This is a genomic window from Roseateles sp. T103 (assembly GCF_057219915.1).
Genome location: NZ_JBXVVS010000002.1, coordinates 307,107 through 331,184, shown reverse-complemented (window position 1 = coordinate 331,184; position 24,078 = coordinate 307,107). Strand labels below are relative to the sequence as shown.

The 24,078-nt window shown below is 68.5% G+C and carries 20 protein-coding genes; 7 read left to right on the top strand and 13 right to left on the bottom strand.

Going from position 1 to position 24,078, the window contains the following annotated elements; translation table 11 throughout:
• Positions 1-90 precede the first annotated feature (90 nt).
• The 4 genes from ftsZ (at position 91) to AC2EBS_RS07940 (ending at position 5,036) form a co-directional block, all read left to right on the top strand.
• Complete coding sequence (gene ftsZ / locus AC2EBS_RS07955; protein WP_484727855.1) at positions 91-1,305, top strand: cell division protein FtsZ; 1,215 nt, start codon at positions 91-93, stop codon at positions 1,303-1,305.
• 481 nt (positions 1,306-1,786) lie between these two features.
• On the top strand, positions 1,787-3,820 hold the full coding sequence (locus AC2EBS_RS07950) for a sensor histidine kinase (protein WP_484727854.1): 2,034 nt from the start codon (positions 1,787-1,789) through the stop codon (positions 3,818-3,820).
• 72 nt (positions 3,821-3,892) lie between these two features.
• Positions 3,893-4,828, top strand: coding sequence for a UDP-3-O-acyl-N-acetylglucosamine deacetylase (gene lpxC / locus AC2EBS_RS07945; protein ID WP_484727853.1), 936 nt, complete (start codon positions 3,893-3,895; stop codon positions 4,826-4,828).
• Between the two features lie 22 nt (positions 4,829-4,850).
• The gene (locus tag AC2EBS_RS07940) at positions 4,851-5,036 is read left to right on the top strand and encodes a hypothetical protein (protein WP_484727852.1); all 186 of its coding nucleotides are present in this window, start codon (positions 4,851-4,853) and stop codon (positions 5,034-5,036) included.
• A gap of 27 nt (positions 5,037-5,063) precedes the next feature.
• On the opposite strand, the gene AC2EBS_RS07935 is transcribed toward AC2EBS_RS07940, so the two are convergent.
• From AC2EBS_RS07935 to AC2EBS_RS07915, 5 genes are all read right to left on the bottom strand, one after another.
• The gene (locus AC2EBS_RS07935; RefSeq protein WP_484727851.1) at positions 5,064-6,845 is read right to left on the bottom strand and encodes an ABC transporter ATP-binding protein; all 1,782 of its coding nucleotides are present in this window, start codon (positions 6,843-6,845) and stop codon (positions 5,064-5,066) included.
• Positions 6,835-8,601, bottom strand: coding sequence for an ABC transporter transmembrane domain-containing protein (locus AC2EBS_RS07930; RefSeq protein ID WP_484727850.1), 1,767 nt, complete (start codon positions 8,599-8,601; stop codon positions 6,835-6,837). Before AC2EBS_RS07930 ends, AC2EBS_RS07935 begins: the two co-directional genes overlap by 11 nt.
• 116 nt (positions 8,602-8,717) lie before the next feature.
• The gene (locus AC2EBS_RS07925; RefSeq protein WP_484727849.1) at positions 8,718-10,265 is read right to left on the bottom strand and encodes a methyl-accepting chemotaxis protein; all 1,548 of its coding nucleotides are present in this window, start codon (positions 10,263-10,265) and stop codon (positions 8,718-8,720) included.
• Positions 10,266-10,369: 104 nt separating this feature from the next.
• Positions 10,370-10,822, bottom strand: a complete 453-nt coding sequence (locus AC2EBS_RS07920) for a rhodanese-like domain-containing protein (protein WP_484727848.1) — start codon at positions 10,820-10,822, stop codon at positions 10,370-10,372.
• A gap of 166 nt (positions 10,823-10,988) precedes the next feature.
• Complete coding sequence (locus AC2EBS_RS07915) at positions 10,989-11,603, bottom strand: LysE family transporter (RefSeq protein ID WP_484727847.1); 615 nt, start codon at positions 11,601-11,603, stop codon at positions 10,989-10,991.
• Here AC2EBS_RS07915 and AC2EBS_RS07910 point away from each other — a divergent pair, their 5' ends adjacent.
• Together AC2EBS_RS07910 and AC2EBS_RS07905 are read left to right on the top strand one after the other, a co-directional pair.
• Positions 11,604-14,537, top strand: coding sequence for a bifunctional diguanylate cyclase/phosphodiesterase (locus AC2EBS_RS07910; RefSeq protein ID WP_484727846.1), 2,934 nt, complete (start codon positions 11,604-11,606; stop codon positions 14,535-14,537). It abuts the gene before it with no gap.
• 37 nt (positions 14,538-14,574) lie between these two features.
• A complete protein-coding gene (locus tag AC2EBS_RS07905; RefSeq protein WP_484727845.1) occupies positions 14,575-15,213 on the top strand; it encodes a phosphatase PAP2 family protein in 639 nt (212 codons plus the stop codon).
• Here AC2EBS_RS07905 and ruvC read toward each other — a convergent pair.
• Genes ruvC through AC2EBS_RS07885 form a run of 4 tightly spaced genes read right to left on the bottom strand, consistent with a single transcriptional unit; the run spans position 15,207 to position 19,335 of the window.
• Positions 15,207-15,755 (bottom strand): crossover junction endodeoxyribonuclease RuvC, encoded by a 549-nt coding sequence (ruvC, locus tag AC2EBS_RS07900; RefSeq protein ID WP_484727844.1) that lies wholly within the window; start codon positions 15,753-15,755, stop codon positions 15,207-15,209. The two genes, AC2EBS_RS07905 and ruvC, sit on opposite strands and share 7 nt — an antisense overlap.
• Positions 15,756-15,788: 33 nt before the next feature.
• Positions 15,789-17,405 carry a GMC family oxidoreductase N-terminal domain-containing protein gene (locus tag AC2EBS_RS07895; RefSeq protein WP_484727843.1) on the bottom strand — a complete coding sequence of 539 codons (1,617 nt, stop codon included), beginning with the start codon at positions 17,403-17,405 and terminating at the stop codon, positions 15,789-15,791.
• Entirely contained in the window at positions 17,405-17,926 is a 522-nt protein-coding gene (locus AC2EBS_RS07890) for a hypothetical protein (protein ID WP_484727842.1), read from the bottom strand. The genes AC2EBS_RS07895 and AC2EBS_RS07890 overlap by 1 nt, the downstream gene beginning before the upstream one ends.
• Positions 17,923-19,335, bottom strand: a complete 1,413-nt coding sequence (locus AC2EBS_RS07885) for a coniferyl aldehyde dehydrogenase (protein WP_484727841.1) — start codon at positions 19,333-19,335, stop codon at positions 17,923-17,925. Before AC2EBS_RS07885 ends, AC2EBS_RS07890 begins: the two co-directional genes overlap by 4 nt.
• Before the next feature lie 240 nt (positions 19,336-19,575).
• Between AC2EBS_RS07885 and AC2EBS_RS07880 the strand changes: the two genes are divergently transcribed.
• Positions 19,576-20,055, top strand: a complete 480-nt coding sequence (locus AC2EBS_RS07880) for a DUF1810 domain-containing protein (RefSeq protein ID WP_484727840.1) — start codon at positions 19,576-19,578, stop codon at positions 20,053-20,055.
• 29 nt (positions 20,056-20,084) lie between these two features.
• Here the strand turns inward: AC2EBS_RS07880 and AC2EBS_RS07875 are convergent, their stop codons facing one another.
• From AC2EBS_RS07875 to dusB, 4 genes are all read right to left on the bottom strand, one after another.
• On the bottom strand, positions 20,085-20,849 hold the full coding sequence (locus AC2EBS_RS07875) for a hypothetical protein (RefSeq protein ID WP_484727839.1): 765 nt from the start codon (positions 20,847-20,849) through the stop codon (positions 20,085-20,087).
• Positions 20,850-21,132: 283 nt separating this feature from the next.
• A complete protein-coding gene (purH, locus tag AC2EBS_RS07870; RefSeq protein ID WP_484727838.1) occupies positions 21,133-22,716 on the bottom strand; it encodes a bifunctional phosphoribosylaminoimidazolecarboxamide formyltransferase/IMP cyclohydrolase in 1,584 nt (527 codons plus the stop codon).
• 34 nt (positions 22,717-22,750) lie between these two features.
• Positions 22,751-22,984 (bottom strand): Fis family transcriptional regulator, encoded by a 234-nt coding sequence (locus AC2EBS_RS07865; protein WP_484727837.1) that lies wholly within the window; start codon positions 22,982-22,984, stop codon positions 22,751-22,753.
• Positions 22,981-24,072, bottom strand: a complete 1,092-nt coding sequence (gene dusB / locus AC2EBS_RS07860; protein WP_484727836.1) for a tRNA dihydrouridine synthase DusB — start codon at positions 24,070-24,072, stop codon at positions 22,981-22,983. The genes AC2EBS_RS07865 and dusB overlap by 4 nt, the downstream gene beginning before the upstream one ends.
• Positions 24,073-24,078: the final 6 nt, after the last annotated feature.

The following is a 24,078-nucleotide window of genomic DNA, read 5'->3' as shown; positions in this document are numbered from 1 at the left end:
TCGCGAAACAGCGACTAAGGCTAAAAAAACGGGGATTCCCCCGTAGTTTTTCACGCTTGGCAACTGCATAATCGGCGAAGGAGGTTTCTTATGGCGATCGAGATGATCGAAGAGTTTGATCAGGGCACCCAGATCAAGGTGATCGGGGTTGGTGGCGGCGGCGGCAATGCGGTCGACCACATGATTGCCCAGGGTGTGCAGGGTGTGGAGTTCATCTGCGCCAATACCGACGCCCAAGCCCTCAATCGATCCAAGGCCGACCAGCTCCTCCAGCTGGGCAGTACCGGCCTCGGCGCTGGTGCCAAGCCCGAGATGGGCAAGGCCGCCGCCGAAGAAGCCGAGGCGCGCATCCGCGAAGCCATCCAGGGCGCGAACATGCTGTTCATCACCGCCGGGATGGGCGGCGGTACCGGCACCGGCGCTGCACCGGTGATCGCGCGCATCGCCAAGGAAATGGGCATCCTGACCGTTGGCGTGGTGACCAAGCCCTTCGACTTCGAAGGCAGCCGGCGCGGCAAGGCCGCGGATGCCGGTCTGGTCGAACTGGAAGCCAACGTCGATTCGCTGATCGTCGTGCTCAACGAGAAGCTGCTCGAGGTGCTGGGCGACGACGTCACCCAGGACCAGGCCTTCGGCCACGCCAACGATGTGCTGAGGAATGCCGTCGGTGGCATCTCCGACATCATCCACATGCCTGGTCTGGTCAACGTCGACTTCGAAGACGTCAAGACCGTGATGAGCGAGCCCGGCAAGGCGATGATGGGCACGGCGGTGGCCAGCGGCCCGGACCGCGCCACCAAGGCGGCCGAGGCGGCCGTGGCCTGCCCGCTGCTGGAAGGCATCGATCTGTCCGGCGCGCGTGGCGTGCTGGTGCTGATCGCCGCCAACCGCAACACCTTCAAGCTGGCCGAGAGCCGCAACGCGATGAACGCGATCAAGCGCTATGCCGCCGATGACGCGCACATCATCTACGGCACCGCCTACGACGAGAGCCTGGGCGACGCGCTGCGCGTCACCGTGATCGCCACTGGCCTGGCGTCGAATCGTGCCCGTGCCGCGGCTCCGCTGCAGGTGGTGCAGACCCAGGCGGTGATGCGCACCGGCACCGACAACATCCCGGTGCTGAGCCAGGCGGTGAACCTGCCGGGCGCCGCGCCTGCCGTCGGCGGCAACGACTTCGCCGGCATGGCTGTGCCCAGCGTCTGGCGCCATGGCCGCACCGCCGCGGCCAAGGTCGAGGCCCTGTCGTCCAACGGCATGGACGAGATCGAGATCCCCGCCTTCCTGCGCAAGCAGGCTGACTGAGGGCAGAGCCAAGCCATAGCCCGGAGGGCCATGGCCTTCGCCAGGCTCAGACAGTCCTCAGGACTGTCCGAGTCCGGGCTCAGTCCCTGCGGACTCGTCGACCCCTGCCGAAGGACCGGCCATGTCCTGCATGGCCAGGCTGATATGGGACCGAGGACATGCCCTGCGGCATGTCCGACGCCCATCGAAGGACACGCCGCCTGCCAGCGGCGTGGCTGAGCCCCACGCAAGTCGCTCCATTTCGCATCGCCAAGCCCGCCGGCAGCAGCGTACGCCACGCTCCTGCCGGCGTTTGTCATTGCGTGCTCACGGCTTGCAGCGGCGGCGCGACAGCGTCGAGATGCTGGGGATCACGGCGATAGCCAGCGCGGCCGCGAGGGGGCAGACTGTCGATTGCCGCTGTCGCGTGCCATCCGGCCTAGGCCAGGCCTGAACGCCGGACTCATGCCAGCGCACTCTGTGGAAGGCATATCGGAGGTCTATGCGAGCGAGGGAGTGGGGGCGCGTGCTGCACGGCGTGCTGATGCTGTGCATCGTCCTGTGCCTGGCCCTGCCGGTGCAGCAGGCGCAGGCCCAGCGCCAGTCGCTTGGCACGACGCCACTCTTCGGTGGCGGCGATCGCATCGGGACCGTGGAGCTGGCGGTCACGCCGCTGCAGCGCAGTCAGCTCGAGGGCTGGTGGCAGAGCCTGTCCGAGCTGCAGGGGCGTGCTCAGCCCTTGCCCGCCGAGCTGCTGCCGCCGCAGCAAAGCGGGGCCTGGAGCACCGTGAGTCTGCCGGATCAGGCGCGTCCGCACAGACTGGCGCCCGCCGAGGCGCCGCTCGAGATGCGCTGGTATCGCATCCACTACGAACCTCAGCTTGCCGCCCAGGCGGACGAACTGGGCCTGTACCTGCCGCGCCTGCGCGCGCTCGCGGCTGCGGTGCTGGTGCGCACCGACGCTGGTTGGGTGCCGGTGTTCGACAACCAGCAGGGTGCGCGCGAGCAATGGGTGAGGCCGCTGATGACGATGTTCCCGGCCTATGTCAGTGAGCAGCTGCGCCGCGAGGGCCGGCTGGAGATCGTCGTGGCCGTGCCGGTGCTCCGCTCGGCCGCCTACATGGTGCCGCGGATCCGGCTGGGAACCCATGCCGAGCTGGCCCCCATCCAGCGCCTGCGCTGGGCCACGCAGATCAGCCTGCCGCAGAGCCTGGGCCTGACGCTGGCCGTGCTGGGCGCCTTCGCCTTCGCGCTGTGGCTCCGGCAGCGCCACGAGACTGTCTATCTGCTGGCCGCGGTGGCCAGCGTGCTGTGGATGGTGCGCACGGCCCACTACTACATCGACCTGCCGGACGGCCCGCTGGCCTACAACTGGTTCTGGTGGGCCACCCATGCCTCGCTGGCCTGGGGCATGCTGCTGAGCTACCTGCTCGCGCTGCGCTTCCTGCATCAGCGGCACCTGCGCTTCGAGCGCCTCGTGCTGCTCTTCGTGATGGCCACCACGGTGGCGACCATGCCGCTGTGGCGTCTGCCGGTGGATCCGGTGCTGGCGCAGCATCTGGTGAACGCGCTGGTGGCGATCGGCGGCAATGCCTACATCACGCAGGTTGCGCATCGCAGTCGCGATCGCGATATGCGTCTGATTGCCGCGGGGCTCTGGCTCGGCCTGCTGCCCGGCCTGCACGATCTCGGCCTGCTGGCCGGCTGGTGGGGTGCCGAGCATGTTTCCTTGATGCCCTTCACGACGCTGATCATCGTCGCTGCCTTCCTGGTGGCGGTGAAGTACCGCTTCGACGATGCGCAGGCCGAAGCCGAAGCGGCCAACCGGCAGCTGGGCGAGCGGTTGGCCGCGCAGGGCGCGCAGCTGCAGGTCAAGCATGAGCAGCTCAGCGAAGCCGAGCGTCAGCAGGCGCTGCTGCTGGAGCGCCAGCGCCTGATGCAGGACATGCACGACGGCCTGGGTTCATCGCTGCTTTCCGCGATGGTGGCGGTGGAGCAGGGCCGCATGTCGCAGGAGCAGGTGGTGGAAGTGCTGCGCGAATGCGTGGACGATCTGCGCCTGGTGATCGACTCGCTGGAGCCGGTCGGCCATGACCTCGTCTCGCTGCTGGCGACGATGCGCTACCGCCTGGGCAAGCGCCTGCAGACCGGAGGGCTGACGCTGGAGTGGGATGTGCAGGACCTGCCCCAGCTGCCCTGGCTGGAACCGCCCGATGCGCTGCATGTGCTGCGGCTGCTGCAGGAGGCGTTGAACAATGCGCTCAAGCACGCCCAGGCCAGCCGTGTCCGCATCGTCACCCGCGACCTGGGACACAAGGTGGAAATCCGCGTCGAGGACGACGGCCAGGGCTTCGACCCGGCCACGGCGCCTCAGGGGCGCGGCCTGCGCAGTCAGATCAAGAGGGCCAGGCGGCTGGGCGGCACGCTGCAGCTGGACACCCGTCCAGGCCAGGGTACCCGGCTGAGCCTGATGCTGCCCGTGCACAGGCCCACGGCACCGCCGCCGGGCGATGCGCCTGTGCCGGGGGCAGCCTGAGCCGGTGTGCCGACGCGGGGCGACAAGTCCCCGAAGCAGCAGAATGCGGCGCAATCTAGGACAATCCCTGACATGCTGCAGCAACGAACCCTCAAGTCGCTGACCCGCGCGGTCGGTGTCGGCATCCACAGCGGCCAGAAGGTCGAGCTGGTGCTGCGTCCGGCGGCACCGGACACCGGCATCGTGTTCCGTCGGGTCGACCTGAACACGCCGGTGGACATCCCGGTGCGTCCTGACAGTGTCAGCGACACCCGCATGGCCACCACCATCAGCGTCGACGGCCAGCCCGGTGCGCCCAAGGTGCAGACCATCGAGCATCTGCTGTCAGCCTGCGCCGGTCTGGGCATCGACAACCTGTACGTGGACATCAATGCTGACGAGGTGCCCATCCTCGACGGCTCGGCGGCCAGCTTTGTCTACCTGCTGCAGAGCGCCGGCATCGCGCTGCAGAACGCGGCCAAGAAGTTCCTGCGTGTGAAGAAGACGGTCGAGGTGCGACAGGGCGAGGGCAAGCGGCTGATGTGGGCCCGGCTGGAGCCGCACCACGGCTACACGCTGTCCTTCCAGATCGAATTCGACAACCCAGCCGTGGCCGCCACCGGCCAGCACTTCGTGTTCGACATGGGTTCGGGCCAGTACAAGAAGGAGATCGCCCGCGCGCGCACCTTCGGCATGGCCAGCGACATCGAGCTGATGCGATCGCGCGGCCTGACGCTGGGCGGCTCGATGGACAACGCCATCGTGGTGGACGACTACCGCGTGCTCAATGCCGACGGGCTGCGCTACGACGACGAGTTCGTCAAGCACAAGATCCTCGACGCGATCGGCGACATGCAGGTCGCCGGCCATCCGCTGCTGGCAGCCTACACCTCGTTCAAGGGCGGCCACGCGCTGAACAACAAGCTGCTGCGCGCGCTGCTGGCCGACGAGACGGCCTACGAGATCGTCAGCTTCGAGGACGAGCGTCAGGCGCCGCGCGGCTTCGCGCAGCTGGCGCCGGCCTGGTGAGCGCAGAGCGCTTGATGCGGTCATGATGATCGTGCGCCTGGTCATCGGCCTGCTGCTCTTCGCAGCGGTGCTGTGTTTCGCCCTCTACATCGGCACCCGGCAGGTCGTCTGGCGCCGGCGCGGCATCGTCATCGTCAAGTGGACGGTGCTGGCCGGACTGGGCTTCTTTGCGGTGCTGATCCTCGAGCGACTGGCCCGCCTGCTCTGAGCGCGGCCGGGCGCGGTCCTCCGCGCCTCACTCCTCCAGCGCCTGCAGTTGCACCAGACGCTGGTAGATGCCGCTCTCGATCGCCATCAGCTCAGCATGCCTGCCGCGCTCGGCCAGGTGGCCGTGGCTGAGCACGACGATTTGGTCGGCCTCGCGGATGGTGGACAGCCGGTGCGCGATCGCTACCACTGTCACGCGGCCTCGCAAGGCCAGCAAGGCTTCGCTGATCAGCGCCTCGGTCGCGCTGTCGATATTGGAGGTGGCCTCGTCGAGGAAGAGCAGCGTCGGCGCCCCGACCAGCGCGCGCGCCATCGCGATCAGCTGCTTCTGCCCAGTGGAGACACGCGCGCCGCCTTCGCCCAGCAACGTGTCGTAGCCCTGCGGCAATGACTCGATGAACTCGTGCACCCGCGCGGCGCGCGCGGCGGCGACGATGTCCGCCTCGCTGATCTCGCGGCCCATCGCGATGTTCTCGCGGGCGGTGCCGGCGACCAGATAGGGCTCCTGCGGCACCAGGCCGATGCGCGCACGGAACTCGGCATCGGGGATGCTCGCCAGTGCCTGCCCGTCGATCAGGATGCGCCCCTGCTGCGGTGAGTAGAAGCGCAGCAGCAGCGACAGCAGCGTGGACTTGCCGCTGCCGGTGTGTCCGACGATGCCGACGAAGCTGCCCGGCGCGATGTCCAGGTTCAAGCCCTGCAGCACCGGCTGCGTGGCGTCGTAGCCGAACTGCAGCTGCTCGATCTGCACATGGCCGCGGCTGATGCCACGCCCGGCCTCGGCTTGCGATGCCGGCCGCGTCTCGCCGAGCAACTCGCGCAGCCGGTTGGCCGCCACCAGCGACTGCTGCAGCAGGCTGAACTGCATGGTGATCTGGATCAGCGGCTCCACGACGCGGGCGATATAGCTGAGGAAGGCATAGAGCAGGCCCACCTGCAGCGCCTGGCCGGCCACGCCCAGCTCGCGCTGGCCGAAGCCGTAGATCACCGCGATCACCAGCAGCACGTTGAGCAGGTCCAGCGCCGGGCGCAGCAGCCAGGCATTGGCGCGCAGTTCGTCCTTGCGGGCCTTCAGCTGCGCTTGATTGGTCGCGGTGAAGCGCGCCGCGAAGCGCGGCGCCGCACCGGCGGCCTGCAGCACCGCCATGCCCGACATGCTCTCGGCCATTTGCGCGTTGATGTCGCTGCGCAGCTCGCGCGAGCGCGTCACCGCGGCGCTCGAGAGGCGCTGGTACAGCGTGACGATCAGCACCATCGCTGGCAGCAGCAGCGCGACGACGAGCATCAGCCGCCAGTCCAGCCAGGCCATCGCGATCAGCGTGCCAGCGACCATGATGCTGGAGTCCAGCATCACGAACAGCACCTGGCGGTAGAGCTGGTTGACCGCCTCGCTGTCGTTGGTGACACGGCTGAGCAGCTGGCCGGTGATGGCCTTGTCGAAGAAGGCCATGGGCAGCGCCAGCACATGGCTGTAGACGCGCTCGCGCAGGCGCAGCACCGCGCGCCGCGCGATGCCGGCCATGCGCGCCAGCTGCCCATAGCGCAGCCAGGCGGCGGCCCAGCCGCTGAGCACCAGCACCGCGAGCAGCAGGCCCATGGCCTGCGCATCGAACTGCCCGGGCAGCAGATAGTTGTCGATGAAGTGCTTGCCGATCAGCGGCCCCAGCGCCTCCAGGCCGGTGGCCAGCATCAGCCAGAACACACCGCGCAGCAGATTGCCGCGCTCGCCGGACGCCGCCTCGATCAGCAGGCGCAAGGCTGCCCAGGCCGAGCGGCGCGTGGCAGGCCGGGCTTCGATCTCAGTGCTCATTCAGTGAAGCCTCCAGCTGCTGGTAACGCCACTGCGCCGCATACCAGCCGCCCCGCGCCAGCAGCGACTCGTGGCTACCGCGCTCGACGATGCGGCCGGCCTTCAGCACGACGATCTCGTCGGCCTCCATCACTGCGCTCAAGCGGTGGCTGACGATGAGGGCGCTGCGCTCCGGATGCTGCTCGCGCAGCGTGCGCAGATGGTCCAGGATCTCGGTCTCGGTGCCGGTGTCCACCGCCGACAGCGCATCGTCGAGCAGCAGCAGCGGCGCCGCGCCGAGCAGCGCGCGCGCGATCGCCACGCGCTGGCGCTGGCCGCCGGACAGCGTGATGCCGCGCTCGCCGACCACGGTGGCATAGCCCTGCGGCAGCCGCGCGATGTCCTCGTGCACCGCGGCCAGCCTGGCAGCGGCCTCGATCTCGGCGGCGCTGGAGTCAGGTCGTGCCAGCGCGATGTTCTCGGCGATCGAAGCGGAGAAGAGGAAGGGCTCCTGAGGCACCCAGGCGATGTGCGCGCGCAGCGCCTGCAGGCGCAAAGCCGGCAGCGGCTGGCCACCCAGCGTGATGCTGCCGCCATCGGGCTCGTGCTGGCGCAGCAGCAGCTTGATCAGCGTGCTCTTGCCGGAGCCGGTGGGGCCGACGATGCCCAGCGTGCGGCCCGGCGGCAGCGTCAGCGCAATGTCCTGCAGAGCGGGCGCCGGCGCGGCCTGGCCTGCCGCCGCCGGATAGGCGAAGTCCAGGTGTTCGATGCGCAGCTCGGCCTGCGGCGCCGGCTGCGCGCCGCCGCCATCGACCAGCGTCGGCGGCGCATCGAGCATGGGCCCCAGGCGCTGCCAGGCGGCACGGCCACGCTCCAGCAGCGAGAGCACCCAGCCGGCGGCGAACATCGGCCAGATCAGCTGGCCCAGGTACATCGTGAACGCGGTGAGCTTGCCGATGCTCAGTTCACCCTGCGCCACCAGCCAGCCGCCCAGGCCCAGCGCGATCGCGGTGGCTGCGGTCAGCGTCATGCCTACGGCCGGCTCGTAGGCCGCTTCCCAGCGCTGCGCGCGGTAGCTGGCCTCGCCGGCATGGTCGGCCAGCGCGGAGAACTGCTGCGCATTGCGGCCGGTCAGGCCTAAAGCGCGCAGCGTGCGCACGCTGGCCAGCCCCTCCTGCGCATGCTGGTTGAGCTTGGAGAAGCGCTCCAGCGACGCCGCCCAGGCCTGATGCACATGCTCGGAGATGTGCTTGAAGGCCAGCGCCATCAGCGGGAAGGGCAGCAGCGCGGCCAGGCCCAGCCGCCAGTCGATGCCGGCGGTCATCATCGCGACAACGAGGATCAGCGTCAGGCTGCCGTCGAAAGCAGCCAGCAGCGCTTCGCCGGCGGCCATCTCCACCGCATCCACATCGTTGGTGGCCAGCGCCATCAGGTCGCCGGTGCGTTGGGCCTGGAAGAAGGCCGGGCCCTGCAGCGTCAGCACGCGGTACAGACGCAGGCGCAGATCGCGGCCCAGCTTGTAGGCGGCACCGAAGAGCATCAGCCGCCAGCCGGCGCGCAGCAGGTAGATGGTGGCGCCGGCGGCGAACAGCCAGCCCAGCTCGACGAGCAGCGCGCGCCCCTGCAGCTGTCCGGCGGCCAGCGCATCGACGATGTGGCCGACCTGGCGTGGAATCCACACCGTCAGCAGCGCGATGACGGCGAGCATCGCGGCTGCCGAGGCATAGGCGAAGCCGTGCCGGCGCACATGGCCGGCGATCAGCTGGGTGAGGGTCATGCAGGAAAGGGCAGCAGGCAATTCGAAGCGATGCATTCTGCCAAGCCGGCACGACCGGCCGCCCGTGGCTGCTGACAGTGCCTGTCAGCAGCCATGCGGGCAGGGACGCGGCGGCCTCAGAGCTTGAACACCGCCATCACCTCGGCCAGGCGCGCGGCCTGCTCCTGCAGGCTTTCTGCCGAGGCGGCGCTCTGCTCGACCAGGGCCGCATTCTGCTGCGTCATCTGATCCAGCTCGCCGACCGAGCCGTTGATGCGCACGATGCCGTCCGACTGCTCGACGCTGGCCGCGCTGATCTCGGCAATGATGTCGGTGACGCGCTGCACCGAGCCGACAATCTCCTGCATCGTGGCGCCCGCCTCGGCAACCAGGCGGCTGCCGGAATCGACGTTGTCGACCGAGGCGCCGATCAGGCTCTTGATCTCGCGTGCGGCCTCGGCCGAGCGGCCTGCCAGGCTGCGCACCTCACCCGCCACCACCGCGAAGCCCCGACCCTGCTCGCCGGCGCGCGCCGCCTCCACCGCGGCATTGAGCGCCAGGATATTGGTCTGGAAGGCGATGCCGTCGATGACGCTGATGATGTCGGCGATCTTCTTCGAGCTGTGGCTGATGCTCTCCATGGTGCTCACCACCTGCGCGACGACGCTGCCGCCGCGTGCCGCCACGTCCGCGGCCGAGCCGGCCAGCTGGTTGGCCTGCTGCGCGGCCTCGGCCGACTGGCGCACGGTGCCGGTGAGCTCGTGCATGGACGAGGCGGCCTGCTGCAGGCTGGAGGCGGTGTTCTCGGTGCGCTGGCTGAGGTCCTGCGCGCCGCTGGCGATCTCGCGGCTGGCGGTGGCGATGCTGTCGGTGGCATGGCGCACCTGGCCGACGATGCCCGCCAGATGGCTCTGCATCTCGGTCAGTGCCGCGATCATCTGGCCCAGCTCGTCGGTGCGCCGCTGCGGCAGCGGCGCGGCCAAGTCGCCTTCGGCGATGCGCTGCATGGACAGGCGCACTTCGCTCAGCGGCCGCAGTACCGAGCGCAGCGTCAGCCAGGCGAACACCACCAGGACGCCCACGGCGATGCCGCCGCCGACCACCGCCACCGCGAGCAAGCGCGTGCTGGTGGCCTGCACATCGGTGTAGAGCGTCTGCGCCTGCTGCTGCGCCGCGGGGATCAGCGCCTGCAGCGGTTTCACCGCGCTCTTGTGCATCAGTGGCCACTCTTCCTCGAGCAGACTGCCGAGCTGGTTCTTGTCCTTGGCGCCGTAGGCAGCCTCGAACTTGGCCAGCGTCGCATCGACTTGCGGCCAGCCCTTGACCAGCTGTTCGAGTTGAGGGGCCGACTGCTCGTCGACGAAGATCGTGCGCGCCACGGGTTCCAGGTCGCGCCACAGCGTGCTCAGCTCCTGGCGCACCTCCTTCAGATGGTTCAGCGAACCGGGGACGGGCAGCTGATCCAGCAGCACGCCGGCGACGCGAAAGCGCACCTCCAGCAGGCTGTTCTCGATGCGCTGCATGCGCAGCAGGCTGAGCGTGTCGCGCTCGTAGAGCTGGTCCAGCGCACGTGCGTTGATGCGGTTGGTGGCCAGCGCCAGCACCGCGATCAGCGTCATGCCCAGCACGGCCAGGCCGGCCAGCAGCCACAGCCGGCCCTTGATGGTCAGATTGAGGGCTCGCATGGTGTTGTTGACTCCCTGGGCGGCACGCTGTGGCTGCCGCCAAATGCAAGAGCGCCCGCCGGCAGCACGCGGGCGGGCGCCGAGCTCCTGTCAGCCCCTGGGGCTCACTGCGTGGGCAGGCCCTTGGAGGTCCACTCCGGCATGCCGCCGCGGAACCAGTGCACCTGCTTGTGGCCGGCCTTCAGCGCCAGCACCGAGGCCTTGTAGCTCTTCCAGCATTCGCCGGCATTGCAGAAGAACACCACCGGAGCATTCTTGTCCGTCGGCAGCTTGGAGAGGTCGAACTGGTCCTGCGTGGCGTCGAAGTCCACCGCCTTGGCGCTCTTCTCCCGGTAAGGCACGCTCTTTGCGCCCTTGATGGTCTTCTCGGCGTACTCAGCCGCGACGCGCGTGTCGATCAGCGGCACGCCGGCATCGAGCATCTTCTTGGCCTCGTCTGCCTTGACGACCTTGACTCCGGCCAGGCTGGTCGGCGTCTCGGCCGCCTGGGCCGGGGCCAGCACGCCCAGGCTCAGCGCCAGGGCAGGAATCCAGCTGAGGAAATTGCGTTTGCGCATGGAAATGACCTCCTTGGTGGACGACAGCAAAACAGCTCGCTGCAGGACGCAGGCTATGGCATCGCCCTAACAAAGGCAAAGCCTGGCGCCATGCTGGCTGCGAATCCGTGATATCGGCCACGTCCGCTGGGCGCTGAAGCGGAAAACTAGGGGGATTCAGTCGGCGTCAGCGCGACAGCGCCAGCTTCAGCCCGAAGCCGATCAGCACCACGCCGCCGAGCTTTTGCAGCGCGCCCGAGATGCGCGGCGCCTGGCGGATGCGCTCGGCCAGGTAGTGGGTCAGCAGCGTGACGGCCAAGCCGTAGGCGAAGGTGAGCAGCGCGATCGTCAGGGCCATGGCGCCGAAGGTGATCAGCCCGCGATGGCGGGCCGGGTCGACGAAGAGCGGGAAGAAGGCCATGTAGAAGACGATGGCCTTGGGGTTGAGCAGGGTGATGAACAGCGCCTGTTGCAGATACTGGCGCGGGCGGATCTGCAGCACCGGGCCGTCGCCGGGCTTGGCGACGAGCATCTTCCACCCCAGCCAGGCCAAATAGGCCGCGCCCAGCCACTGCATCGCGGCAAATGCCGTCGGCGCGGTGGCCAGCATGGCGGCCACGCCCGCGACCGCAGCCCACATCAGCAGCTGGTCGCCGAGGATCACGCCCAGCGTCGCCGCCAGCCCGCCGCGGATGCCGCCCTGGCCGGTGGACGAGATCAGCGCCAGATTGCCTGGCCCGGGAATGGCCAGAAAGACGATGACGGCAGCGACGAAGGCGGGGTAGTCGGCGATTCCGAACATGTGCGGCAGCAGGCAAGAACAGGCCCCATCGTAAGCGCTGCCACAGCTGACGCTTCGCTTGCATGTCCCGCAAGACCACATCCTGGACGGCGCAAGGCTGTGCGCGCGCTCGGGTGTCGGCTACGCTTGAGCCACTCGCTGCCGCCACCATGGCAGGCCCACTTGATGAAAGCTGCGATCCGATCCCTGCACCTCAGCCTGTGGCTGATCATTGCGCTGGCGGTGCTGCCGTTGCTGTTCCTGCTCGTGCAGGACTACCGGCAGCAGCGCCGCGATGCGATCGCAGCCCTGGAGGGGGACCATCAGCGCATGGCCGTCGTGGCCCGCCAGGTCGAGCGCGAAGCGATGCAGCGGGTGCAGCTGGTCTTCGAGATCATGGCGCGCTCGGACAATCTTCGACGTCTGGATGCGCAGGAGTGCGGCGGCATCGCGCAGCGGCTGCTTGCGAGCTTCAGCGACTTCAACAACCTGGGTGCCGCCTTGCCTGACGGCAAGGTGTTCTGCAGTGGTCAGCCCATGCGTGAGGCGGTCAGCGTGGCCGATCGCCGTTGGTTCGCCACAGCCTTGGCGGTCGATCGCCTGGTGGCGGGCGAGTTCGTCACCGGACGGGTGTCGGGGCGGCCGGGCATGGTGTTCGGCTTTCCGTTTCGGGATGCCACGGGGCAGGGGGAAACGCGGGCCGTGCTGTTTGCGGCATTGAAGCTCGAGTGGTTTGATCAGCTGCTTGCCAGCCTGAACCTGCCGCGAGACTGGCAGGCGCTGCTTGTCTCGGAGGATGCAACCCTGCTGGCTGCCCATGCGCCCGACGGCCCGGCTGCTGAGCCCCTCGGCCGTCTCGACCCGGGAGTGCTGCGGCACTTGCAGCAGCTGGTCGGGACACCGGATCTGTTGCAGGAGTTTGCCGGCCCGGACGGCCAACAGCGGGTGTTCCGGGGCATGACCTTGCAGTTGGGCGACGCGCGCCTGATGCTGGCCATCGGCGCTCCCCAGGAGCGCTCGCTGTCGCGCATCGACCAGCGGTTCTGGTTGCGCGTCGGGCTGCTGGTGGGTATTGCGCTGCTGTCGGCGCTGGCCTCGCGCTATGTGGTGTACCGCTTGGTCGAATCCTGGGCAGCGCGAACCGCGGAGGCTATCCGCCGCATCGCCGCTGGACGTCTGGACACGCGCCTGCAGCGCCACTCAGCGGTGGCCGAGCTCGGTGAGGTGGATCAGGGCATCAACCGCATGGCGGAGGACCTTGAAAAGCGGGAGGCCGAACTTCGGCGACTGTCTATGGCGGTCGAGCAAAGCCCGGAGGCCATCGTGATCACCGACACGCGCGGCGACATCGTTTACGTCAACGAGGCCTTCAGCCGCAGCACCGGTTACGGCCATGACGAGGTCATCGGACGGAACCCGCGGCTGCTCAATCGGGGCGGCACGACTCCTGAGACCTACCAGGACCTCTGGGGGACGCTGCTGCGCGGCGAGGTTTGGCGGGGTGAGTTCAACAACACCCGCAAGGACGGCAGCAGCTTTGTCGAGCTGGCGACCATCGCCCCCATCCGCGGCGGCGACGGGCAGGTGACGCACTATGTCGCCGTGAAGGAAGACATCACCCAGCGCAAGCAGTCCGAGCTGCTGTTGCACAGGCTGGCCTACTTCGATCCGCTGACTGGCTTGCCCAACCGGGCCCTGTTGTGGGACCGGCTGTCGCAGGCGATTCGTCCCACTGATCGCAGCGGCCATCATGTGGCGCTGATGCTGTTCGACGTCGACGGGTTCCGCCTGCTCAACGATACCCAAGGCCACGAGAGCGGCGACCGTCTGCTCAAGGATCTGGCCCAGCGCATGAGCAGCCATCTGCGCGAGGCCGACACCGTGGCACGGCACGGGGACGACGACTTTGCCGTCGTGGTCACCGAGCTCAGCCGCGACCGCGAGGAAGCGCTCGGCCAGGCCGAACACATCGCCCGCAAGCTGCATGCGCATCTGCTGGCGCCTTGCACCTTCGATGAAGGCGCTGCGGCCTACTACCCCTCGCTGTGCGCCGGCGTCACGCTGTGCCAGGGCAGCGCCGTGCAGACGCAGGCCGTGCTCAAGGAGGCGGAGGTCGCTCTGCACCGCGCGAAAGCGCAAGGGCGCAACCGCATCTGCTTCTTTAGCCCCGAGATGCAGGCCCTGGTCAATGCGCGTGCTGAGCTCGAGTTTGGTCTGCGCGAAGGACTGGAGCGGAGTGATTTCCGCCTCCACTACCAGGTGCAGGTGGACGCGCAGGGGCAGCCCGTCGGCGCTGAGGCCTTGTTGCGCTGGCGTGATGCCAGCGGGCGCATGATCTCGCCAGCCGAATTCATCCCGGTGGCCGAAGAGTCGGGCCTGATCGTGCCTATCGGCCGCTGGGCGCTGGAGACGGCGCTGATGCAATTGGCCGCCTGGCAACAGCAGGCGGCCACGCGCCATCTGCGCATGGCCGTCAACGTGAGCACGAGGCAATTCCACCAGGCTGATTTCGTCGAGATGGTGCGCGAGGCCTTGCGCCGCTCGGGAGCGCAGCCGGGGGGGCTCGAACTTGAGCTCACCGAGAGCGTCATCGTCGGCGATGTCGGCGAGGCAGTGCAGCGCATGAAGCAGCTGCTCGAACTGGGCATCCGCTTCTCACTTGACGATTTCGGCACTGGGTACTCCTCGCTGTCCTACCTGCGGCAGCTGCCCTTCGCGCAGCTCAAGATCGACCGATCCTTCGTGATGCACATCGGTGACGATGGCGGTAGCGCGGACATCGTGCGCGCCATACTGGCGATGAGCCGATCGCTGGGCTTGGAGGTCGTGGCCGAGGGGGTGGAAACGCCGTCGCAGCGCGACTTCCTGCGCGAGCATGGCTGCCAGCTTTTCCAGGGCTATCTGTTCGGCAGGCCTTTGGCTATCGAGGATTGGGGCCCCAGCCTGGGGATATGAGCGGCGACTGTGCTGGGGCTGCTAGAGTGCAGCCGCCATGCTGGACGGATCCCTTCTGACCCCGCTGATCGACCTCGATCGTTCCCTGTTCGCCGCCCTCAACCAGGCGGAGCTCGCAGCCTGGCTGGATGCCGCCGCCCGCGGGCTCAGCGATGCCAGCAGCCCCAGGGCTGTCTGGCTTTGGCTGGGCCTGCTGGTGTTGACGCTGCCGCAGTGGCGTGCCCAGACTTGGCGGCGGGGGCTGCGCGAGTTCGCGCGCCTGTATCTGCTGATGGCGCTGGTCTATGCGCTCACGGCGGCGTCCTATCAAGCGGTCAAGTACTCGGTGCTGCGCCAGCGGCCGCTGCAGCAAGAGGCCGTGGTGGTGCTGCGAGGCGGCACCCCGCCGGGCGCGGTGGTGAAGCCGCGCGATCCGTCCTTTCCCTCAGGCCATGCGGCCAATGCAGCCCTGCTGGGTCTGTTGTTCGCGTGGCGCTGGCCACAGGCTCGCTGGGGCATCGCGCTGCTGGTGCTGGTAGCGGCGCTGAGCCGCGTGCGACTGGGCGTGCATTACCCGCTGGACGTGCTGGCGGGTGCCTTGCTGGCCTGGGGCGTCGGTACCGTGCTGCTGCGCTGGCTGCCGCCGCTGCGTGGGCTGTTGCCTTCGGCGGCGCCGGGGGTAGGGAAGCCTCAGTAGGTGCGCCCACCCCTGAACTGCGCATGCTGCTTGCGCTGCAGTTCGGTGTGTTTGCTCATCGCTGCAAAGGAGACGCTGGCGTGGGCATGCATGATGGCGATGCCCAGCGCGTCGGACGCGTCCTTGCCTGGCAGGCCGGGCAGCTCGAGCAGGCGCTGCACCATCAGCTGCACCTGTTCCTTCTTGGCATGGCCGTGGCCGACGATGGCTTTCTTCATCTGCAGCGCGGTGTATTCGGACACCGGCAGATCGCAGCTCACCAGCGCGGTCAGCGCCGCGCCTCGGGCCTGGCCCAGCAGCAGCGTGGACTGCGGGTTGACGTTGACGAACACGATCTCCACGGCCGCGCACTGTGGCTGGTAGCGCGCGACGACTTCGCGGATGCCGTCGTAGAGGATCTTCAGCCGCGCAGGCAGATCGCCTGAGGGCACGCCGCTGGTCTTGATGGTGCCGCTGGCCACGTAGGCGTGGCGGGGTCCATCCGCGTCGATGATGCCAAAGCCCGTGGTCTGCAGACCTGGGTCAATGCCGAGGATCCTCATGGTGCGCGGATTATCCCCGCGCTCCATGCAAACTCAGGCCAGCTGCACATCCTTGCCCGCGAGCTGCTTGGCCAGCGCGATCGACAGGCGCGCGGCCTGGCCGTAGACCGAGACCTGCGGGTTGGCGCCGATGCTGGTGGGGAACAGCGAGCCGTCGTGCACCGAAAGGTTCTCGATCTGCCAGTGCCGGCCGTCCGGCCGCACGACGCCGCGCGAGGGGTCGGCAGACATCGCGCAGCCGCCCATCACATGCGCGCTGACCACACGCGACTGATACGGCACATAGGGCAGGGCCGCTATCGCGGCCTTGGCCTCCGCCCAGCTGCCATAGGCCTTGGCGTTCTCGTGCACCGGCGTCACGCTCTTGGCGCCGGCGGCAAACTGCAGCTCGGCCATCGACAGCAGCGCGCGGCGCACGCCGTCCATCAGATAGCCGTTCATTGGGTAGTCCAGCACCGGGCTGCCGTCGCTGTTCAGCCGCACCGTGCCACCGGCGGAGTCCTGGTGGAAGCCGTCGCGCAGCAGCGCCAGCATGGCCTGCGAGTGCGGGAAGCCTTTGAGCACCTCGGTCAGCGGCTGGCCATGACCGGCGGTGGTCGAAGCAAGCAGCGCCGGGTGCATCGGCGCGACCTCGAGCTTGTAGCCCATCGGGCCGTCGATCGGCGCGGCGTACAGATAGTGGTCGGAATAGACGCTCTGCGGCGCGCCGGCCCAGCCCTCGATGCGTTCGTCGAACATCGCTGCCGAGACCACCGTGGGGTGCAGGAAGGTGCGCTGGCCCAGGCGACCGTGCGGGTCGGGCAGCGCCGAGCGCATCAGCAATGCAGGCGAGTTGATCGCGCCACCGGCGATGACGAAGTGCTTGGCGCTGATCGTGAACGGCGCACCGTCGGCATCGCCGTTGAGCGCCACCGGCTGGCAGCGCAGATGCTTGACGCTGCTGCCATCCCATTCGAGCGCCACCGCACGGGTCTGCACCAGCAGCGTCGCGCCCTGGTCCAGCGCGGCCGGGATGGTGGTGATCAGCATCGACTGCTTGGCATTGGTCGGGCAGCCCATGCCGCAGGAGCCGAGGTTCCAGCAGCCGCGCACATTGCGGCGCATCGTTGGCACCTCGATGCTGAGCTTCAGCCCGCCGCGGCGCAGCACGCTGTTGTTGGTGTTCGGCTCGCCGGTCCATTCGGCGATGCCCAGCCGGCGCTCGACCTGCTCGAACCAGGGCGCCATCTGCTCGACACCCAGTTCCTTGAGTCCGAACTCGCGCTGCCACCAGCCCAACGTCTCCGGCGGGGTGCGGAAGCTGCTGGTCCAGTTCACCGTGGTGGAGCCGCCGACGCAGCGGCCCTGCAGGATGTTGATCGCCTTGTCGGCGGTCTTGCGCGCGGCGCTTTCCTGGTAGAGCGCCGGATAGGCCTCGGCCTCGCGCTGGCGGAACTGGCTGGACGAGCGCAGTGGCCCTTCCTCGACGATGACCAGGCGCAGCCCGGCCTTGGCCAGCAGCTCGGCGGTGATGCCGGCGCCGGCACCGCTGCCGACGATGAGCACATCGCAGTCCAGTTTCTCGGGCAGCGCGCCATGGCCGCCGCCCAGCACCTTCCAGCCGCGCGCCAGGCCGTCCTGGATCGGGTCTTTGATCGTTGTCGTGCTCATCAGATGTCTCGCGGGCCGGGGTAGCCGACCAGGGCCCAGTGCGCGGGTTCGGTGAAGAACACCGCGGCGTTGAGGTCACGCAGGGCGAAATAAATCTGCTGGCGCAGCGCCAGCTTGGAGTAGCGCAGTCCTTCCAGCGCGGCGCCGACTTCGGCCACGCTGGCCTTGGCCCAGTCGCTGGAAAGACCGGCGAGCGCCAGGCGTCCGCCGCTGCTGGCCAGCAGCGAGAGCAGCTGTGCCAGCTCGCCACGCGTGCCGGCGGGCAGCGCGGCGATGCTGGCGTCGAGCTGGTCGAGATGGCGCGCCATGTCGGCATCGCGCGCCGGTCCGGCCGCGGGCCAGAAGCCGTCCAGCACCGCCAGCGCGACGGCGCTCATCAGCGCACGTGCCTCGGGGCCGAGGCGCTTGTTGCCGTCGACCAGGCCGGGCTTGAGCAGCGCGACGCCGCCGCCGGCCACCGCCAGCAGCACGCCGGCGCCGATGCCGACCTTGAGCAGGGTGCGACGCTTCATCATCATCATGCGATGCGCCTCAAGAGGCCCAGCAGGCGCTCGAACACGGCGCCGTAGGGCGGATGGAACAGGCGGGTGCCGGACAGGCGCGATTCGACGAACACGGGCTTGAGCTTGGTGAAGGTGTGGAAACCCCAGACGCCATGGTAGGCGCCCTGGCCGCTGGCCCCGACACCGCCGAAGGGCTGGTCCTCCTGGCCGATGTGCCAGATGCTGCCGTTGACGGTGACGCCGCCGGCATGGGTCTGCGTGAGGGCGCGGTCGCGGGCGGCGCTGTCGCGGCCGAACCAGTACAGCGCCAGCGGGCGCTCGCGCTGCGTGATGTAGTCCAGCGCCTGGTGCTCGCTGTCGTAGGGCACCACTGGCAGCAGCGGGCCGAAGATCTCCTGCTGCATCACCGTCATGCTGTCGTTCACATCGAGCAGCAGGTGCGGCACCAGCTTGCGGCCGCCGGCGGTGGATTCGTCGTGCGTGGGGATGGGCTTGGCGCCCTTGGCCTGGGCATCATTGATCAGCTCGCGCAGCCGGGCATGGAAGCGATCGCCGGCGATGCTGCTGTAGTCCGGATTGCTGGCGATGCTCGGGTACAGGCGCCGCACCGCGGCGACGATCGCATCGACCATCGCGGCCTGCATCTCGCGCGGCACCAGCAGGTAGTCGGGTGCGATGCAGGTCTGGCCGGCATTGATCAGCTTGCCGAAGGCAATGCGCTCAGCGGCCAGCTCGATGTCGGCCGAGGGGTGAACCAGCGCCGGCGACTTGCCGCCCAGCTCCAGCGTCACCGGGGTCAGGTTTTGCGCGGCGGCCTGCGCCACCGCCTTGCCCACCGTCGTGGAGCCGGTGAAGAACAGATGGTCGAAGGGCAGCGCCGCGAAGGCGCGGCCCACGGCAACGTCGCCAGTGACGACGCGCATCTCCTCGGGTGCGAAGTACTCGCCGACCAGGCGCGCCATCAGCGCCGAGGTCGCGGGCGTCAGCTCCGAAGGCTTGATCAGCACGCGGTTGCCGGCGGCCAGCGCAGCCAGCGCCGGGCTCATCGCCAGCTGGTAGGGATAGTTCCAGGGCGAGATCACGCCGACCACGCCCAGCGGCTGGGCGATCAGGCGGTTGCGGCTGGGCAGGTAGTGCAGCGCGGTGGGCATGCGGCGCTGGCGCATCCAGCGCGGCAGATGGCGCAGCGCATGGCGCGCGGCGATCTCCACCGTGGCGATGTCGGCCAGCAGCGTCTCGTGGCGCGAGCGGTGGCCGAAGTCGGTCGAGATGGTCGCAGCCAGCTCGTCGGCATGCTTGCGCGTCATTTCCAGCACGCGCTGCAGGCGGTCGCGGCGCACTGCCAGGCTGGGCATGGGCTCGGTGCGGAAGGCGGCGCGCTGCGTCTCCAGCGCCAGGCGCAGGGTCTCGCTGAGGTTATGGTCCACAAGGGCTCCTGTGAGGTGAGCCCGAGGCTAACCCCTGGGCGCAGCCGCGCCAAGCGTGCAGGCCCTGTGCTAGAGGCGGGGCTCTATATTGCGCAGGCGGCCCGATGTCGCTAGGGTGACAGCCTGAGCGCGCCGCGGACGGCTGTACAGATGGCGCATTAGCGAGTCGCTGCCGTCGCCGCAGCCGGCCTAGGGGCTGGCGGCCGACCGCGCTCCGCCGGGTGGTTCACGGGAGGCGAGATGGAGCAGGGCAGTCTTTCAGACGGAGCATCCGGGACGAACGGGCTGGACCCGCAGCGCTTCCTTCAGGCGCAGGAGCCGGTGTTTGCCCAGGTATTGCAGGAGCTGCGCCAGGGCCGCAAGCGCAGCCACTGGATGTGGTTCATCTTTCCGCAACTGGCCGGGCTGGGTGTCAGCGAGACGGCGCGGTACTACGCATTGCCGGACTTCGATGCGGCCAAGCGCTATCTGGGCCACCCGGTATTGGGCGAGCGGCTGCGCGAATGCACCCGCCTGCTCAATGCGGTGCAGGGCCGCAGCCTGCGCGAAATCTTCGGCCCGCCCGACGATCTGAAGTTCTGTTCATCGATGACGCTGTTCGAGCAGGTCGCAGGCCCCGAGTCGCTGTTCGCTGCCGCGCTGGACAAGTACTGCGACGGGCGGCGGGATGGTGCGACGCTCAATCGCCTGGCCGACCAGACCCTGCGGGGCGACGGCTGAGCGCTGCGAACCGGGGCGCTGCAGATCGATCAGTCCGCTCGCAGGCCATGCTGCTCGAGCATGGCGCGCCACAGCGAATTGCGAGGCATGTCCAGCACGGCTTGGAGCAGGGCCTCGCGCGTTTGGGCCGGCATGCGTGGGCTCAGCAGCAGGTGGCGCTGGAAGCGTTGGCGTGGCTGGCTGGCGATGCTGGCAGATGTGCGCAGATCCGGCAGCTGGCCGGCCCACCAGCGCAGCCCGCTGCGTGACAGGAACGCCACATCCACCCGGCCCAGCAACAGCTTGCGCAGCGTGTGTTCCATGGAGATGGCGTCCTCCCGGCGCATGCGGCCGGCGGCGACTTCAGGGTCGGCATCGGCATAGACATGGCCAATGACGCCACCCAGCGTCAGGCCGCGCAGGCTGCTGATGTTCTGGTAATCCAGCCGGAGGCCGGGCCGCAGGATCACCAGGTCCTCGTCGGTGAACAAGGCGGCTGACCAGATGTAGCGCGTGCGCGCTGCGTCGCCGAACCAGACTGGGTTCACCCAGGGAACCAGGCCCTGCCAAGAATGCTCTGCCAAGCGGCGGTCGAGCCTGAGGCGGGGCAGCGGGCTGAACTCGCAGCGGAGCCGGAACTCGCTGTCCAGGCATCGGATCAGATCGTGGCTCAGACCTGTGCCAGGGCCGATCACGAACGGGGGGAAGTCGTAATGGCTCAGCACTTCGATGGCCGGCCGGTCAGCTGAAGACCACGCGGGCACGACGGCGCCGAAACCCAGGCAGGTCGCCTTGACGAAACGGCGGCGTTGCATCGAATGGCTCTCGCGTCGGGTGTGGGCGGCTGCTGTCGGGTGCCGGGCTGTGGCCTGAGTCTAGCGTCAGATGCCTTGCCGGGCGTGCAGTTCGGTCGGCCCCGATGGCAGCGAGCGCGGGCGACATCGACCCCGCCTCAGACGCCGCCGGCAGGACAGCCCGCGTGCTGAGGAAGGTACCTGCATAGCGAGGGCCAGGACCCAGCTCAGCCTTGGCCCGCGAGAGGGGTCAGGGCCTTCGGCAGGCGTCGGACAGTGCGCAGGCACTGTCCTCGGTCCTGCCTCAGTGGCGGAAGTGGCGAATGCCGGTGAAGACCATCGCGATGCCACGCTCGTTGGCGGCGGCGATCACCTCGTCGTCGCGCATCGAGCCGCCCGGCTGGATCACGCAGCTGGCGCCGGCATCGGCCAGCACGTCCAGGCCGTCACGGAAGGGGAAGAAGGCGTCGCTAGCGACCACCGCGCCCTTCAGGCTCAGGCCGGCGTTCTCGGCCTTGATCGACGCGATGCGCGCACTGTCGATGCGGCTCATCTGGCCGGCACCGACGCCCAGCGTCATGCCGCCGCCGCAGAAGACGATGGCATTGCTCTTCACGTACTGGGCCACGGTCCAGGCGAACATCATGTCCTCCAGCTGCAGCGCGGTCGGGTGCAGCGTGGTGACCATCTTCAGGTCGCTCTTCTTGAGGAAGTGGTTGTCAGCGGTCTGCACCAGGATGCCGGAGCCGACGCGCTTGATGTCCTGCGCATTGCGGCCTTGCTCCCAGGGGGTCTTGCCGCCGGCCTTGGGCAACTCGATCTGCAGCAGGCGCACATTGACCTTGCTCTTGAAGATCTCCAGCGCCTCGGCGCTGAAGCTCGGTGCCATCAGCACCTCGACGAACTGCTTGGACACCAGCTGGGCCGCCATGCCGTCCACCTCGCGGTTGAAGGCGATGATGCCGCCGAAGGCACTGGTCGGGTCGGTCTTGAAGGCCTTGCTGTAGGCCTCGGCAGCGCTCAGGCCGATGGCCACGCCGCAGGGGTTGGCGTGCTTGATGATGACGCAGGCCGGTGCCTCGAAGCTCTTCACGCACTCCCACGCCGCGTCGGCGTCGGCGATGTTGTTGTAGCTGAGCTCCTTGCCCTGCAGCTGCTTGCCCGTGACTAGCGAGCCGGGCGCGGGGTAGAGGTCGCGATACAGCGCAGCCGTCTGGTGGCTGTTCTCGCCGTAGCGCAGGTCCTGCACCTTGACGAAGCTGCTGTTGAGCTGGCCCGGGTACTCGGCCTGCGTGCCGTCGTCCTGGCGGGCGCTCAGGTAGTTGCTGATCGCCGCGTCGTACTGCGCGATGCGGTTGAAGGCAGCCACGCTGCAGGCGAAGCGGGTCTTGTCGCTGGTCTTGCCCGCACTCTTCAGCTCGGCGAGCACTTGGGCGTATTGACCGGCGTCGGTCAGCACGGTGACGTCCTTCCAGTTCTTCGCCGCGCTGCGCACCATCGCCGGGCCGCCGATGTCGATGTTCTCGATCGCGTCCTCCAGCGTGCAGCCGGGCTTGGCCACCGTGGCCTCGAAGGGATAGAGGTTGACCGCCAGGATGTCGATCATCGTGATGCCGTGCTGGCCGGCTGCGGCCATGTGCTCAGGGACATCGCGGCGCGCCAGCAGGCCGCCGTGGATCATCGGGTGCAGGGTCTTGACGCGGCCGTCCAGCATCTCGGGGAAGCCGGTGTGCTCGGCCACCTCGGTGACGGGAATCCCGGCATCGGCCAGCAGCTTGGCGGTGCCGCCAGTGGAGAGGATGCGCACGTTCAGCGCATGCAATTCCTTGGCGAACTCGACGATGCCGGTCTTGTCGGACACGGAGATCAGGGCGGTGAGTTGGGACATGGCAGTCTCGGGAGTTTGAATTCGGTGGTCGCGCTTACAGCAGCTGGTGCTCGGTCAGCTTGCGGCGCAGCGTGTTGCGGTTGATGCCCAGCCACTCGGCGGCCTTGCTCTGGTTGCCGCCGGTCTGCTGCATGACCATCTCGAGCAGCGGCTTCTCGACCAGCTTGATCAGCATCTCGTGCATGGAGTGCGGCTCCTCGCCGTCGAGATCGCGGAAATAGACCTCGAGGTTCTCGCGCACGCACACGTCAATGGGTTTGGGCGTCATGCCAGGCATCGCTTTCTGGTTTCTTCTTGCTCGTTGTTGTTGTCGTCGTCGTTGGCCGCCTGCAGCCCGAAGTCAGGCAGGTAGGGCAGGCGCTCGTGCTGCTTGGCCAGGCCGCCGAGCCATTGGCTCAGCGCCTCCACCTGGGCCTCGCAGCTCTCCAGACGATTCATCTGCTGCCGAAAGGCTTCGCCTCCAGGCAGCGCTCGCACGGCCCAGCCGATGTGCTTGCGCGCGCTGCGCATGCCGGTGAGCTCACCGTAGAGGCTGTGATGGTCGTGCAGGTGCTCGATCAGCCAGTCGCGCGCGTCGATCACGCGCGGCGCCGGCAGCGTCTCGCCGGTGGCGAGGTAGTGGGCGATCTCGGCAAAGATCCAGGGCCTGCCTTGCGCCGCCCGGCCGATCATCAGTGCGTCCGCCTTCGTGTAGGCCAGCACCTGGCGGGCCTTCTCGGGCGAGTCGATGTCGCCGTTGGCGACCACCGGGATCTGCAGCGCCGCCTTCACCGCGGCGATGGTGTCGTACTCGGCCTGGCCGCCGTAGCCCTGCTCGCGCGTGCGGCCGTGCACGGTGAGCATCGCGATGCCGGCGCTCTCGGCGGCGCGGGCGATCGACAGCGCGTTCTTCTCCGCCTGGCACCAACCGGTGCGCATCTTCAGCGTCACCGGCACGCCGCGTGGCGCGCAGGCCTGCACCACCGCGTCGACGATCTGCAGCGCCAGGCGCTCGTCCTGCATCAGCGCCGAGCCGGCCCATTTGTTGCAGACCTTCTTGGCCGGGCAGCCCATGTTGATGTCGATGATCTGCGCGCCGCGGTCCACGTTGTAGAGCGCGGCCTCGGCCATCATCGCCGCATCGGTGCCGGCAATCTGCACCGCGATCGGCCCTGGCTCGCCGTCATGGTTGGCGCGGCGCGAAGTCTTCAGGCTGTTCCACAGATCCTTGCGCGAGGTCACCATCTCGCTGACCGCATAGCCCGCACCCAGGCGCCTGCACAGCTGGCGGAACGGGCGATCCGTCACGCCCGCCATCGGGGCGACGAAGAGCCGGTTCGGCAACTCGTGAGTGCCGATGCGCAAGGGCGACTGCATGGGGAG